General features: G+C 59.4%; 10 protein-coding genes. 7 read left to right on the top strand and 3 right to left on the bottom strand.

All coding sequences use genetic code 11. The features are described 5' to 3' along the window. Positions 1 to 65 precede the first annotated feature (65 nt). Positions 66 to 1,574, bottom strand: coding sequence for a M48 family metalloprotease (locus M8T91_RS03750; protein WP_301416946.1), 1,509 nt, complete (start codon positions 1,572 to 1,574; stop codon positions 66 to 68). Positions 1,575 to 1,782: 208 nt separating this feature from the next. On the opposite strand from M8T91_RS03750, the gene M8T91_RS03755 reads away from it, so the two are divergent. Both M8T91_RS03755 and M8T91_RS03760 read left to right on the top strand, forming a co-directional pair. After that, the gene (locus M8T91_RS03755) at positions 1,783 to 2,061 is read left to right on the top strand and encodes a sulfurtransferase TusA family protein (protein WP_301416948.1); all 279 of its coding nucleotides are present in this window, start codon (positions 1,783 to 1,785) and stop codon (positions 2,059 to 2,061) included. Between the two features lie 20 nt (positions 2,062 to 2,081). Further along, positions 2,082 to 3,173, top strand: a complete 1,092-nt coding sequence (locus tag M8T91_RS03760) for an AI-2E family transporter (RefSeq protein WP_301416950.1) — start codon at positions 2,082 to 2,084, stop codon at positions 3,171 to 3,173. An 81-nt stretch (positions 3,174 to 3,254) separates the two neighbouring features. On the opposite strand, the gene M8T91_RS03765 is transcribed toward M8T91_RS03760, so the two are convergent. After that, positions 3,255 to 3,842, bottom strand: coding sequence for a DJ-1/PfpI family protein (locus tag M8T91_RS03765; protein WP_301416952.1), 588 nt, complete (start codon positions 3,840 to 3,842; stop codon positions 3,255 to 3,257). Positions 3,843 to 4,101: 259 nt separating this feature from the next. Between M8T91_RS03765 and M8T91_RS03770 the strand changes: the two genes are divergently transcribed. The 5 genes from M8T91_RS03770 to aceF all read left to right on the top strand — a co-directional run bounded on the left by M8T91_RS03770 (position 4,102) and on the right by aceF (position 13,040). Continuing rightward, complete coding sequence (locus M8T91_RS03770; protein ID WP_301416954.1) at positions 4,102 to 5,205, top strand: phosphoribosylaminoimidazolesuccinocarboxamide synthase; 1,104 nt, start codon at positions 4,102 to 4,104, stop codon at positions 5,203 to 5,205. Between the two features lie 191 nt (positions 5,206 to 5,396). After that, on the top strand, positions 5,397 to 7,694 hold the full coding sequence (locus tag M8T91_RS03775; protein WP_301416956.1) for a marine proteobacterial sortase target protein: 2,298 nt from the start codon (positions 5,397 to 5,399) through the stop codon (positions 7,692 to 7,694). A gap of 9 nt (positions 7,695 to 7,703) precedes the next feature. Continuing rightward, the gene (locus tag M8T91_RS03780) at positions 7,704 to 8,279 is read left to right on the top strand and encodes a class GN sortase (protein WP_301416957.1); all 576 of its coding nucleotides are present in this window, start codon (positions 7,704 to 7,706) and stop codon (positions 8,277 to 8,279) included. 442 nt (positions 8,280 to 8,721) lie between these two features. Then, positions 8,722 to 11,391 (top strand): pyruvate dehydrogenase (acetyl-transferring), homodimeric type, encoded by a 2,670-nt coding sequence (aceE, locus tag M8T91_RS03785; protein ID WP_301416959.1) that lies wholly within the window; start codon positions 8,722 to 8,724, stop codon positions 11,389 to 11,391. Positions 11,392 to 11,408: 17 nt separating this feature from the next. Beyond that, positions 11,409 to 13,040 (top strand): dihydrolipoyllysine-residue acetyltransferase, encoded by a 1,632-nt coding sequence (aceF, locus tag M8T91_RS03790; RefSeq protein ID WP_301416961.1) that lies wholly within the window; start codon positions 11,409 to 11,411, stop codon positions 13,038 to 13,040. 400 nt (positions 13,041 to 13,440) lie between these two features. Here the strand turns inward: aceF and M8T91_RS03795 are convergent, their stop codons facing one another. Continuing rightward, positions 13,441 to 14,160, bottom strand: a complete 720-nt coding sequence (locus M8T91_RS03795; RefSeq protein ID WP_301416963.1) for a hypothetical protein — start codon at positions 14,158 to 14,160, stop codon at positions 13,441 to 13,443. Positions 14,161 to 14,445 lie beyond the last annotated feature (285 nt).

The following is a 14,445-nucleotide window of genomic DNA, read 5'->3' on the forward strand; positions in this document are numbered from 1 at the left end:
GAATGCTTGGCAGCATAGTCTGGCGATTTCCCGCACTTATTGTCGCCGGCTGTGCAGTTTTTTGCTCACAGTTCTTTGGCCTTTTCCTGCATCTTGATGACCTCTTTCATGCGCTGTTCAAGAATCGCGTGGGTCTGATAATCGTTCTTTGTCATGCGGATGCCGTGTCGCAGGTGCTGCAGGGCCTTGTCGAAGACGCCGTTGAGAATATAGTACTCGGCGCGGGCCTCGTGCACACCGACGATATCTCCGGCCAGGCCATGGGTCTCTGCCAGCAGGTACCAGACAGAGGGATCTTTTTTGCGCACGCGGCTGTATTTGGCCAGAATGCGTTCGGCAGCCAGATAGTTGCCAGCCTTAAAGTGCGCATTGGCGAGGCCCATGGTCAGGGCGTGGTCGCCGGGATTTCGGTCGAGGGCGTGTTGCAGGCGCCCCGTGGCGCTGGTGTAGTCTTCACGCATCAGATCGATATCGGTCCGCGCAAGTACAAAAGCCGCTTTTGAAGGTTCATTGTCCAGCAGGGGCTGCAGGGTATCCAGAGCCGTATCCGGTTTGCCGGCGGCGATTTGCGCCAGTGCCAGACCGTAACGGGCGGCGTCGTCGTTATCGCTGATCCCATCCAGTTCCGCCTGGAAGCGTTTGATGGCCTGCTGGGGTGTGGGCTCGGTGGCGAGGCGGATACGGGCGCGCATCAGGTGGAAGTCGCGACTGTCGCTGGGGGGGACATCGGCCATGCGCTGGGAGCGCAGCTTGGCGTCGGCAATCCGCTTTTCGGTCACCGGGTGGGTGAGGAGGAATTCAGGCGGCCGGCGGTAGTAGCGGGTTGCTTTGAGCATCTGCTCGAACATCTCGCCGGCGGCGTTGGGGTCGCGGCCGGATTTGGCCAGGGTTTCAATACCAACCCGGTCTGCCTCCTGTTCATTCTTGCGGCTGAAGCGCAGCTGGCTGTCCAGGGCCGCCGCCTGGGTAGCGGTTATCGCGGCGAGGCCAGCATCGCCGCCAGCGGTTGCGGCAATGACCAGGGCGCCGAGCATTCCGGCGAGCGTGGGAATCGTGCTGTTGCGCTGGGCCTCCAGAGAGCGGGCATAGTGCCGCTGGCTCAGGTGGCCCAGTTCATGGGCGATGACCGAGGCAAACTGGTCTTCATTTTTTGCAAACAGGAACAGGCCGGTGTGCACCCCCATGATGCCACCGGGGACCGCGAATGCGTTCATGGTCTCGTTGTTCACCACAACCACATCGATGTGCTTGTCTTCCAGTGGGCTGTACTCTGCAAGTCCCTTTACGGTTTTTTCCACGTACTGTTGCAGCAGCGCGTCGCTGGAGGTGCGTACCTGGCTGCGGAAGATGCGCAGCCACATCTGCCCCAGTTCCTTTTCGCGCGTGCGGGATACAAGCCCACTGGTGCTGTCCCCCAGTTTCGGCAGGCGGATTTCTTCGCTTTCGGTGCTGGCGGTGATCGGGGTGGCTGCAAGCAGCAGCCCGATGCCCAGTGCCGTGAGGGCGGTGCGAAAGCCGTGCAGAAGGGGCAGTTTATCGCTTGGGTGGGGCAGGGTGGTTTGGGGGTCAGTCATCTCGATTACTGCTCAGTCTGTCCGTGAAGGATCTATAGTCCAACTCTATACGCAACCCCATTGGACTGTCGAGGATTTGACCAAGCGGACCCTATAAGGTTCACCCCAGTGCCATCGGCACGGTAAAAAAGCGTAAAGCGCTGGCGTCTTCTGGCGCGGATTCCGCGCTATAATCCGCAGCAATCCAAAGCCTGTGACCAAGTAACCAATGGCACTGACCCCCGCTGAAACAGCGCCCGCGCAGCCGCCCCCCGAATGGGAAGCGGCTGCGGTTGTGGATGCGCGGGACCTGCCATGCCCGCAACCTCTTTTGGCTCTGCGCCGGGCCCTGGGTGCGTATGAGGCGGGCACCCTGTTGTGTGTGTTGGCCACGGATGAGGCCTCATGGCGGGATTTTCACAGCTTTGCCGCTCTGAGTGGCAGAACCCTGCTGCGCGCCGAGCGGCGTAACGATACGTTTCTATATTGGCTATATGCTGGCAAATGAACAACCAATCCAGAGAGTCTATGTTTTCGATTGTAAAAAGCTGGGTGAACCGCTACTTCAGCCAGGAAGAGGTGGTGTTGCTCGTATTGCTGCTTGCCGTGGCCCTGGTGGTGCTGGCCACTCTCGGGGTGGTACTGGCCCCGGTGCTCACCGCCCTGGTCATCGCTTTTTTGATGCAGGGCATGGTGCAGAAACTGACATCCTGGCGGGTGCCCCACTGGCTGGCGGTGACCCTGTCCTGCGTGGTGTTGGTGGGCACCATTGTGGCACTGCTGTTTGTCGTCCTGCCGATTATCTGGCGCCAACTGGTGCGGCTGGGTGCGGAGCTGCCGAATATGGTGCAGCGCGGCCAGGAGCTGTTGCTGCTGTTGCCCGAGCGCTACCCGCGCCTGATTTCTGCGGCGCAGATAGACGAGATCTTCGATATCCTCGGCAGTGAGCTGGGGGGGATCGGGCAGACATTGCTGGCCTTCTCCCTGACCAACCTGCCAATCTTTGCCGGATTGCTGATTTACGTGGTGGTGGTGCCGATTCTGGTATTTTTCTTTTTGAAGGATTCCGACCAGCTGATCCGCTGGTGTACCTCCCTGCTACCCAAAGAGCGCCCCATGCTGCACCAGATCTGGTATGAGATGAATGACCAGGTGGCCAATTATGTGCGCGGCAAGGTGGTGGAAATCGGTATTGTGGCAGTGGTCAGCTACGTTGCTTTCCTGTTTCTGGGGGTGAATTATGCATTGTTGCTGGCGGTGGCAGTGGGCTTCAGTGTGCTGATCCCCTATATTGGTGCAGCTGTGGTGACCATCCCGGTAGCCGCAATCGGTCTGTTCCAGTGGGGCTGGAGTAACGAGTTCCTCTACCTGATCCTCACTTACGGCATCATTCAGTTGCTCGATGGCAATGTGCTGGTACCGCTGTTATTTTCCGAAGCAGTCAACCTGCACCCGGTGGCCATTATCCTCGCGGTACTCTTTTTCGGCGGCATCTGGGGTTTCTGGGGTGTTTTCTTCGCCATTCCCCTGGCAACCCTGCTCAAAGCCATCATGAGTGCCTGGCCTACCAGTGAACACCAGGCGGAATGGGAGGCCAGGAAGATACCGGAGCAGGGTTGAGCGGAAGCTTGAAACGGCGGGTGCTGGCAGAGACAGGCACCGCTGGCGAACTGGGCTGGATGGTGTGTGAATGGCCGGGCTCTAGCCGGCAAGCTCAGTGGCAGCGTGCTCGGCAGCGAGCATGGCTCTGAATTGCAGCAGCGTGTCCGCTGGCAAACCAGCGGCTTCAAATACCGCTGCGGTAAAGGAAACCGGAGCCGTTCCCGGTGCGGAGATCACCCCCTGATCAGATACGGCAGCGGCACTTTCCCGGTAGTGTTTTTCACCGCGATAGTCCTGGGCGTGTTGCTTTAAGAACGCCGCACTGTTCGATGTGTGGCCTGCGGCATTGAAAATGCCCGCCCTGGCCAGTGCCAGTGTTCCCCCACAAATTCCGGCAACGGTGCCGCCACGTTTATGGTGAGTGCACAGTAGGCTGGTAAGATCAGGTGCTCGTGTGGTTTCCCATAGGGTACCGCCAACCACAACAATGATTGCGGGCTGAAAATCCTTGATCTCGTTCAGTTGGCGGGAGATGACCACTGTCAGCCCGCCCTGGGACAGTAACTGCTCTGCTTGCGGGGCGAAGAACTCAATCTGCATACCGTAAAACGGGCCGCCGGTCCCGGCGATCAGGGCGTATTCCCAATCGGCAAAGCCCTGGGTAAGGATCACCGCAATCTTTGTCATATCCACTCTTCTTCTAAAGGCCCTGCGCACTCGCTGCATGGCATTCCATCGCGATTGAGCGTCTGCTGGATCGTAGCGCTTCCGTTACAGTGTTTCCACGCATTTTTATTACTGTTGTAGATTCGGTCCCAGGTTACCGCAGCGGCCTTATTGCGGAAACTTAGCGCTTGGTGCCGATCTTTTCTTTGTCTGCAAGTGGCGGCATTTGCTAGAATGCCGCGCTTTCCTTTCGTTGGTCCCTTCAAACAGGTGAGCGCCCATGAATCTGGCTGACAAAGTCCTGGCGGTCAATAATGACTTGCCGATCCGTACTGACAAGCCCATCCACAGCGGTAAAGTCCGTTCCGTTTATTGGCTGACCGAGGCTGACAGCCGCCGCCTGATTGAGGAGAAAGGCTACCCGGTAGCGCCGGACGCCCCTCTGGCGGTGATGGTGATTTCCGACCGTATCTCCGCTTTCGACTGTATCTGGACCGGCGAAGGTGGCATGCGCGGTGTGCCCGGCAAAGGTGCGGCACTGAATGCCATCTCCAACCACTGGTTCAAGCGGTTCAAGGAACAGGGCCTGGCTGATAGCCATATCCTGGATATTCCGCACCCGCTGGTGTGGATCGTACAGAAGGCGCGCCCGGTCATGATTGAGGCCATCGCCCGCCAGTACATTACCGGTTCCATGTGGCGCTCCTACCAGAAAGGGGAGCGCATGTTCTGCGGCATCGAGATTGCCGACGGCCTGCAAAAAGACCAGAAGTTGCCCGAGCTGCTGATTACCCCCTCCACCAAGGGAATCCTCAAAGACATTCCCGGCGTACCGGAAGCGGATGATGTGAATATCACCCGCAGGAATATCGAAGACAATGTTGCGGCGTTTAATTTTCACAGCGCCGACGATATCAACCTCTACGAAAAACTGCTGAAAGAGGGTTTCGATGTGATTTCTGCCGAGTTGGCAAAGCTCGATCAGATTTTTGTCGACACCAAGTTTGAGTTCGGTTATGTCACCGATGCCAGCGGAGCGGAAAAACTCATTTATATGGATGAAGTGGGCACCCCGGACTCCTCCCGTATCTGGGACGGGGAGCAGTACCGCGCAGGCAAGGTGGTGGAAAACTCCAAGGAGGGTTTCCGCCAGGCCCTGCTGAATCACTTTGCGGATGCCGATATCCTGCTGAACAAGGACCGTATGCAGGAGCGTCTGGCCCTGGCCCGTGACAACCTGTTGCCAGAGTCCATGCTGATGGATCTCTCCGCCACCTATGTGGGCATTGCGGAAAAGATTACCGGCAGGACGCTCGAACTGTCCGGCAACCCCAAAGCAGAGCTGATCGAGGTTCTGCGCAGGGAGTACGCCCTGGTCGACTGATTTTGTCCCAATCGATAACAACCGGCCTTCGCGCCGGTTTTTTATATCCCAGCATCACCCGCCTGTGTAATCTGCCCCCGCCACAATTCGCCATAATTGTCCCCTGCTTTTGCCCCAATTACTGCCCGGTTTTGCCCGCTTCCCCGGTTTAAATACCTTCTGCAATCAACTAAAAGGATGGAGGGGAATGTGTGAACAGGGTGATATTGTTCGGGCAGCGCTTTCGCAAAGATGACCTGATGTTGCCAGCGGAGGAATACGACCGCCGCCGCCAGCGCAGCGGCGGTCCCGGCCGCTGGCTGTTGTTCATTGTGGTGGTGCTGGCCGTAGTGATCGCGGCCGTTGGTGCAGGGGTGCACGCGCAGGCGCTTACCGGTGAGGTGGGCAATGCTATCGAACCCCCCCTGGAAAGGGTGACCCTGGACGAGGTAAAAGCCGGTGATCTGCTCTTTACCGGTGCAGAATCGGGGCGCTATATCCCCGCGGTACACCTGTCCAGCCGGGTCAAACTGGTCGTTCGTGGTCTGGTTGCAGAAGTGCAGCTGCAGCAGGACTTTCAGAATACCAGCGACAGCTGGCGGGAAGCTATTTACGCACTGCCGCTGCCGGAGCAGGCAGCGGTGACCGGTTTGGAAATCCAGTTGGGTGAGCGCCGTATTGTCGGCAGGGTGCGCGAGCGCACGCAGGCCTCGAGGATATACAGGGCCGCCCGTGCCGCGGGCAGGCGCGCGGCCCTGCTGGAGCAGCAGCGCCCCAACCTGTTTACCAATCAAGTGGCCAATATCGCGCCGGGAGAAACGGTGCAGGTCAATATCCGCTACCTGCAACCGGTCACCTACGATGGGGGGACTTTCTCCCTGCGTATGCCCACCACCCTCACGCCCCGCTATATTCCCGGCAAGCCCCTGCCGCTGCAGGCTCCCGGCGGTGAAGCCTCGGCACTGGTTACGGAACAAAGTGGCTGGGCCCTGCCCACAAGCCAGGTGCCGGATGCAGTGGCGATTAGCCCCTTTATGCAGCCAGCCGGGGAACTGGAGGCTATTGGCAGCCATAAAATTGCCATTGCGGTGGAACTGTACAGTGGCCTGCCACTGGCGCAGATTAACAGTCCGTATCACACCATTGATGTCGACAACAGAGACAGCGGGCACTACTCCATCCAGTTGCGTGAGGGCACTGCGCAGATGGATCGGGATTTTTTCCTGAGTTGGCAGCCGCGTGCTTCCGCATTGCCCCGTGCGGCCCTGTTCAGTGAACGGGTGGAAACGCAAAACAGTGGCGGGGAGAATGCCGGTACCTACCTGCAGGTGATGCTATTGCCACCGGATAGCGGCACCCGCGCTCAACGCCTGCCCCGAGAAGTGGTTTTTGTCATTGATACCTCAGGTTCCATGGCTGGAAATTCCATGCGCCAGGCCAAGGAAGGCCTGGTCCTGGCGCTTGCCCGCCTGCACGCCAATGACCGCTTCAATGTTATCGAGTTTAACAGTACCACCCGGGCTTTCTTTCCGCGCCCGGTAGCGGCGAGCGCGGAGAATATCCACCGTGCGCGCCAGGCAACAGAGCACCTGGATGCAGGAGGTGGTACAGAGATGGTGCCGGCACTGCGCCTGGCTTTGGGGCAACAGTTGCCGGATGACACCAGCCGGGTGCACCAGGTGGTTTTTATCACCGATGGTGCCGTGGGCAATGAGCAGGCCCTGCTTGAGCTGATTCACCAGCACCTGAACAACGCGCGCCTGTTTACCGTGGGCATCGGCTCGGCGCCCAACAGCCACTTTATGCGCAAGGCCGCACAGTTTGGGCGCGGCGCCTTTGTCACCATCGGTGATATCTCCGAAGTGCGCGAGCGCATGCAGGCCCTGTTCACCAGGTTGGAACATCCCATGGCCACCGACCTGCAGCTCAACTGGCCCCAGGGTGTGACAGCCGATGCTTACCCCAAACGCATTCCCGATCTCTACCGCGGCGAGGCGGTGCAGCTGGTAGCGAGGATCGACGGGGATCAGCTGCAGGGGGACATCCAGCTGCGCGGGCGTATAGCGGGTAAGCAGTTTGTGCGCAATCTGGCACTCAAAGCCAATGGCACTGCCGGCTCCGGCGGTCTCGGCAGCCTGTGGGCGCGCAGTAAGATTGAAGCCCTGCGCGACCAGCAACTGCAGGTGGGGGAGGGCAGTGATGCGGGCCGGGTCCTGCGTGCGCAAATCCTGCAGCTCGCCCTGGGCCACCAGCTCGCAAGCCCCTATACCAGCTTTGTCGCGGTCGAGGAAGCCGTGGTGCGCCCCGGCAAAGCGGTGCTCTCGCGCAGTGCGGTGACCAATATGACTGCGAGAGGCCAGCTATTGCAGCGCCAGGCCTACCCCAGTACCGCCACCGGGATCTACGCCCAGCTGCTGGTAGCCGCGGGCCTGCTGGGTTTTGCCGCCCTGCTGGGCGGGGTGGTGCCGGGCCTGCACCGGCGGTGGCATCCGGGCCCGGCCCGGGCCTGAGCAGCCGTGATGCGCACTCTGTGTTGCCTGCTGTGCCTGACGGCGGGCCTGTGGCAGCTGGGATCTGCGGGGTGGCAGCTGGCCAAGGCGCAGCTGGCGCAAATCCTGATCGCCAATGCCTGGGAGGCCCGGCTGCAGGGTGGAGCCGCGCAAAAACCCTGGCCCTGGGCGGATACCTGGCCTGTGGCCAGGCTCCAGCTGGCGGGACAGGCGCCGCTGATGGTCCTCGCCGGTGGCAGCGGCCAGTCCCTCGCCTTCGGTCCGGGCATGCTGGCCGGTTCGGGGCATCCGGGCGAGCTTCGTACCACTGTTATTGCCGCACATCGGGACACCCATTTTGCGGGGCTGGAAAAAGTGCAGCGGGGGAGCGCGGTGTACCTGCAGGATCCCCATGGTCGCTGGCATACTTATCGGGTTGCGGAGATGCGTATCGTGAACAGTGCGCGCGAGCGCCTGCCGATTTTTGCCGAACGCGGCCTGCTGCTGGTGACCTGTTACCCCTTTAATGCCCTCACGGCCGGAGGGCCGCTGCGGTATCTGGTCTACGCTGAATATCAGTCCGCGGGGAAGCCGGTGCAACTGTGACTGATGCCGTTGTTTGGGACTTGATTTTGTAGCTTATTTCCTGCAATTTTCCATAAAATATTCCGGTATTTTTGCAAAATGGCAAATAATTGTTTTGCTTTTTGGTTTTATTTGTTACTAACTGTCCTGTCTGGAAAATTATTTGTAGTAATACTACAATCGCCTCCGCCAACGACCGGGAATGGGGTTTTGTCCGCCATATGGCGTGACGCCCGGCATCGATAATTACAGTCAATGCGAACAATCGCAGCAGCGAAACGGCGCAGCTCCCTCCAGGCTGTGATCAAGTGACGATGCGTACACGGCACTTGCGCCAACGGGACTGACGCATGGGCGGAGCCACCAGAAAGGGCGCGTTTTTGCCTGCAGCCCGGTTTGCCCATATATCGATTGTTCAGACATAGACCGACCCGACGTCGCCTGATTCGCCCAGGAGCACTTGATGCAAGAAGAAACCGATAACCTCGAAACCCAGGAGTGGCTGGATGCGCTGCAGGCGGTGATCCGTTACAGCGGCAAGGAGCGTGCCGCCGCCCTCCTCAAACAGCTGTCCGACCGCGCAACCGATGCGGGCGTGCAGTTGCCCGCGGCAATCACCACCCCCTATCGCAATACCATCCCCCCCGGTGCGGAAAAACGCATGCCCGGCGATCTGTTTATGGAGCGCCGTATCCGCTCCCTGGTCCGCTGGAATGCCCTGGCGATGGTGGTGCGCGCCAACCAGAATCACGACGGCCTGGGAGGGCATATCTCCAGCTTCTCCTCCGCCGCGACCCTGTACGATGTTGGCTTCAATTACTTCTTCCGCGGAGATGACGGTGAGGAGCGCGGCGACCTGGTGTTCTTCCAGGGCCACAGTGCCCCGGGTATCTATGCCCGCTCTTACCTGGAGGGGCGTTTCGACGAAACGCAACTGGATAATTTCCGCCGCGAAGTGAACGGCAACGGCCTGTCTTCCTATCCGCATCCCTGGCTGATGCCGGACTACTGGCAGTTTCCCACGGTTTCCATGGGCCTGGGTCCGATCCAGGCCATTTACCAGGCGCATATCATGCGCTACCTGTCCGCCCGCGGCCTCTCCCCGCGCGGCGACCGCAAGGTGTGGGCTTTTCTCGGCGACGGCGAATGCGATGAGCCGGAAACCCTCGGCGCCATTTCCCTGGCCGGCCGCGAGCAGCTGGAGAACCTGGTCTTTGTGGTCAACTGCAACCTGCAGCGCCTGGACGGCCCGGTGCGCGGCAACGGCAAGATTGTGCAGGAGCTGGAGGGGGTTTTCCGCGGTGCCGGCTGGAATGTCATCAAGGTGCTGTGGGGTCGTCTGTGGGACCCGCTGTTGGAGAAGGACGACAAGGGGCTGCTGCAAAAGGTCATGGACGAAGTGGTCGATGGCGAGATGCAGAATTTCAAAGCCAATGGTGGTGCCTATACCCGCGAGCATTTCTTCGGCAAGTACCCGGAGTTGCTGGAGCTGGTCAAGGATATGTCCGACGACGAGATCATGAAACTCAACCGCGGCGGCCACGACCCCTACAAGGTGTATGCGGCTTACGCGGTGGCTATGGCCCACAAAGGCCAGCCCACCGTGATCCTGGCGCAGACCGTGAAAGGTTACGGCCTGGGTGCCGCCGGTGAGGCGGCGATGGATACCCACTCAGTGAAGAAGCTGGATCTGGATGCCCTCAAGCGCTTCCGCGATCGCTTTGGGATTCCGCTGACCGACAAAGCGCTGGAAGCGGTGCCTTACTACCGCCCGGCCCCGGACAGCCCGGAAATGAAATACATGACCGAGCGCCGCAAGGCCCTGGGTGGCCCGCTGCCGCGCCGCCACACCGAGTGCCCGAAACTGGAAGTGCCGGATCTCGACGCTTTCAGTGCCCTCACCAAAGGCTCCGGCGAACGGGAGATCTCCACCACCATGGCGTTTGTGCGCGCCATCGCCGCACTGGTGAAAGACAAACACATTGGCAAGAACATTGCCCCGATCGTACCGGACGAAGCGCGCACTTTCGGTATGGAGGGGCTGTTCCGCCAGCTGGGTATCTACTCCTCCCAGGGGCAGCGCTATACCCCGGTGGATCACGGCCAGATCATGTATTACAAGGAAGACAAGAAAGGCCAGGTGCTGGAAGAGGGCATCAACGAAGCCGGCGCCATGTCCGCCTGGATGGCCCTGGCGACCGCCTACAGCAACCACGGCGTGGCCATGGTGCCTTTTTACATCTACTACTCCATGTTCGGCTTCCAGCGCGTGGGCGACCTGGCCTGGGCTGCCGGCGACATGCAGGCGCGGGGTTTTCTGATCGGCGCCACTGCCGGTCGCACCACCCTCAATGGCGAGGGGCTGCAGCACCAGGACGGCCACAGCCACGTGCTGTCCTCCACCATCCCCAACTGTCGCAGCTACGACCCCGCCTACGGCTACGAGCTGGCGGTGATTATGCAGCGCGGTCTCAAGGAGATGTACCAAGAGCAGAAAAACCTCTTTTACTACATCACCATTGAGAACGAGAACTATGTCCAGCCGGAAATGCCCCAGGGGGTGGAAGAGGGCATTATCCGCGGAATTTACAAGCTCAAGTCCAATGTTAAGAAGGGCGCCAAAGGCAAGGCCGCGAAGAAACATGTACAGCTGATCGGCGGCGGTGCCATTCTGCGGGAGGTACTGGCAGCGGCGGATATCCTCGCCGACCAGTTCGGTGTGACTGCCGATGTCTGGAGCCTCACCTCCGCGGTGGAAGCGGCGCGGGAGGGCCAGGATGTGGCGCGCTGGAATATGCTGCACCCGCAAGCCGAGCCGCGCAAAGCCTGGATCACCGAGCAGTTTGCGGGCAATACTGCCCCGGTGATCGCCTCCACCGATTACATCCGCGCTTACGTGGAGCCGCTGCGCGAGTTTATCGACGGTGAACTCACAACCCTGGGTACCGATGGTTTCGGTCGCAGTGACAGCCGCGAGCAACTGCGTCGCTTCTTCGAGGTGGACCGCAACTATGTGGTGATCGCCGCGCTGAACGGGCTGGCCAGGCAGGGCGTGATGGATGCCAAAGCGGTTGCAGAAGCCATCGTGAAGCTCAACATCGACGCCGAAAAAGTTAACCCGCGCATCAACTAGGAGAGGGCAGAGTCCTTATGGCAAAACAAGTCATTCAAGTGCCTGACCTCGGTGGCGCCGAACAGGTTGATGTTATTGAAATTGCGGTTGCACCCGGCGATACCGTAGCGCAGGAGGATGCACTGATTGTGGTGGAGGGCGACAAGGCCTCCATGGATGTGCCGGCCCCTGTGGCTGGCAAAATCCTCAGCATCCGCGTAAAGGAGGGCGACAAGGTCTCCGCAGGTGATGTGATTGCCGAAATTGAAACCGATGCGGCGCCAGCTTCCGCAGAGGAACCCCCTGAGCCCCCGGCACAGGCAGCCCAGCCCGAGCCGGTGCAGGCGGAACCCGCAGCCGCTGCTGCCAGTACCGCGCCGCAAGAGGAGCCCATCCTGATTCCGGACCTGGGCGGTGCCGATGCGGTGGACGTCATCGAGATCTGTGTGCAGCCCGGTGACAGTGTTGCCGAGGGCGACTCGCTGATTGTGGTGGAGGGGGACAAGGCCTCCATGGACGTGCCGTCCCCCAGTGCCGGCACCGTGGTTTCCCTCGCCGTTAAAGAGGGCGATAAAGTCTCTTCCGGCGATGCCCTGGGGGTGCTGGCAGTGGTGCCCGCCGCGACCGAAACGGCACCCGCCCCGGCCGCTGCAGAGGCGCCGCCCGCCCCTGACCAGACTACCCCGGAGCCACAGGCGTCCCCTGCCGAGCCCGCAGCGGCCCCGCACAGGGATGACCGGGCGGAGCGGGATCTCACGGCCGGCGACCTGGTGTACGCCGGCCCGGCCGTGCGCAAGCTGGCGCGGGAGCTGGGCGTTACCCTGGGCAGGGTAACCCCTTCAGGGCCGCGCAACCGCGTGACCAAGGATGACCTGCACCACTATATCCGCGACCAGGTGAAAAAGGCCGAGAGCGGTGCGGTTGGTGGCGGCATCGGTATTGCCGAGATGCCGGAGATCGATTTCAGCCAGTTCGGCCCGGTGCGTGTGGCGCCCATGAGCAAGATCCACAAGATCACCGCCGCCAATATGTCCCGCAACTGGCTCAATGTGCCCCACGTGACCCAGTTCGATGATGCGGATATCACCGAGCTGGAGGATTTCCGCAAGTCCATGCAGGACGAAGCGCAAAAGCGCGGCGTGAAATTGACCCCGGTCCCCTTCCTGCTGAAAGCGGTGGCCGCGGCCCTGCGCGCAGAGCCCAGCTTCAATGTGTCCCTGCACAACGATGGCGAGCAGATTGTGCACAAGGAGTATGTGCATGTGGGCATGGCGGTGGATACGCCCAAGGGCCTGATGGTGCCGGTGATTCGCGACGTGGACAAGAAAGGCTTGTACGAACTGGTGGCAGAGGCCAGCGAGTTGGCCCTGAAGGCCCGCGAGGGCAAGCTGAAGCCCAGGGAAATGCAGGGCGCCTGCTTTACCATTTCCAGCCTGGGTGCGATTGGCGGCACCGGCTTCACGCCCATTGTAAATGCCCCGGAAGTGGGCATTCTCGGTATCTCCAAACTGGCGGTGAGGCCGGTGTGGAATGGCGAGACGTTTGCACCGCGGAAACTGTTGCCCCTGGCGCTCTCCTACGACCACCGCGCGGTCAATGGCGGCGATGCGGGGCGATTTTTGACCTACCTGGTCAGCGTACTGGCGGATGTGCGCCGGCTGCTGTTGTAATTGCCCCGGCGGAAAGAAGACCGCCGCTGGGCGCTTTCTGGCTGGCAAGGGCAAAGCCACCGGGGTTTTGCCCCTGAACCGTTTATGTTAATCAGTGCCAGGGGCAAAGACCCAGTTGGCGGTAACGTCATAGAATCCAGCGAAAAATACCCTGCGCCGATCAATGACAGGGTACCGCCAGACGCCCAGCATGGGCATGAATGTATGAGGTGAAAGTCCACTGCAGGAGAGCCTGCTCACCGGTGATCATCACTACTAGACGGCAGCAAAGGTATTATCTTCCCATTTAAACAGCAGTGATAAGTCAGGGTAATACAAGGAATTGTGCGTGTTTACTTTCCTTTGTGGTGGCGAATCTGAGCCCCCTGCACTTGAAGCGCGGCGATGGTGAGAACCCCTTTTATGACTCAATGACCACCTCGAAGCCGATATCCACAGGGCTGGTGCAATACTCAATCATCTGCTTGCTGCTTGCGCAATATCTATAAGTCTCTGCTTCTCTTATGCATTTAGGTGAAAAGCTGACACCATCCGGTATAGTCATAGTCTGGGATCGTTCCCTTACTGCTTCGACCCGAGATTGCTTTTTGCGGGCGTGTGGTGGTCTGTCGGAGACTAAACCGGAGCTATTTTTGAGTACTTCTTGATAATTCGAGCCGCAAATATGGTCTTCTATCAATACTGCCTGTGCTTGAAGCGGCCATGGGTCAACTACAATTATATCGCTTCCTGACTCTACAATGACATATGCATGCTGGAATGATCTGTTGACCACATACTTTACGGATGCGGACTCACTGAAGTGATCTCGACAAAAGCAGTACGCTAAGGAAGCGAGGTCCTGGCAATTTCCAGCTTGATAAGCTATTACCGCGGCGGCCCTCCGTTGAGGTCGGTGCCATTCATTATAAACGCTTTCAAAAGAATTGGGGCCAGTACGCTTCTGCATCCAGGTTGTGTTATTCAAGGTTTTTTGGGTTCGGCATGACGCTTCGCAATCCCCTATATGCGCTTCATGATTATTGCCAGAGCCATATGGCGCGCATTCCTTAACCCAGCCGATAATCCGGTCTCCCAATTCGAGCATTGCCTTCGCGGTTTGACTTACATATTTTGGCATGAAACTTATCTCCTTATGTTTGCTGAAGAGAATTAACACAAATATTTGCCCTGGCAGTATTTAAAGGCTGCAGGCCAGTGTCGTCAATGGGTAAAAATGATAGATCCTGACAAATCACAAAGTGAAAAATTTGGGCAGGAAAAATTGGGGCTCATCGAGTAGAGTGAGATTTCTCCGCCTCATTCCCCCACGGGACCATACGCACGTACCTCGTAGATGGCTTATATCAGTCATTATCCCTTCAAATCACTTGGGCAGAGTTCGCTCTTTGCCAGCTCAGGTCGA

Source organism: Microbulbifer sp. MI-G (genome assembly GCF_030440425.1).
In the GTDB taxonomy this organism is placed as follows: Bacteria; Pseudomonadota; Gammaproteobacteria; order Pseudomonadales; family Cellvibrionaceae; genus Microbulbifer; species Microbulbifer spongiae.

Bases quoted from the DNA above. Each gene is read 5' to 3' on its own strand.
- M8T91_RS03750 (WP_301416946.1), bottom strand. From the start codon at position 1,574: ATGACTGACCCCCAAACCACCCTGCCCCACCCAAGCGATAAACTGCCC.
- M8T91_RS03755 (WP_301416948.1), top strand. From the start codon at position 1,783: ATGGCACTGACCCCCGCTGAAACAGCGCCCGCGCAGCCGCCCCCCGAA.
- M8T91_RS03760 (WP_301416950.1), top strand. From the start codon at position 2,082: ATGTTTTCGATTGTAAAAAGCTGGGTGAACCGCTACTTCAGCCAGGAA.
- M8T91_RS03765 (WP_301416952.1), bottom strand. From the start codon at position 3,842: ATGACAAAGATTGCGGTGATCCTTACCCAGGGCTTTGCCGATTGGGAA.
- M8T91_RS03770 (WP_301416954.1), top strand. From the start codon at position 4,102: ATGAATCTGGCTGACAAAGTCCTGGCGGTCAATAATGACTTGCCGATC.
- M8T91_RS03780 (WP_301416957.1), top strand. From the start codon at position 7,704: ATGCGCACTCTGTGTTGCCTGCTGTGCCTGACGGCGGGCCTGTGGCAG.
- aceE (WP_301416959.1), top strand. From the start codon at position 8,722: ATGCAAGAAGAAACCGATAACCTCGAAACCCAGGAGTGGCTGGATGCG.
- aceF (WP_301416961.1), top strand. From the start codon at position 11,409: ATGGCAAAACAAGTCATTCAAGTGCCTGACCTCGGTGGCGCCGAACAG.
- M8T91_RS03795 (WP_301416963.1), bottom strand. From the start codon at position 14,160: ATGCCAAAATATGTAAGTCAAACCGCGAAGGCAATGCTCGAATTGGGA.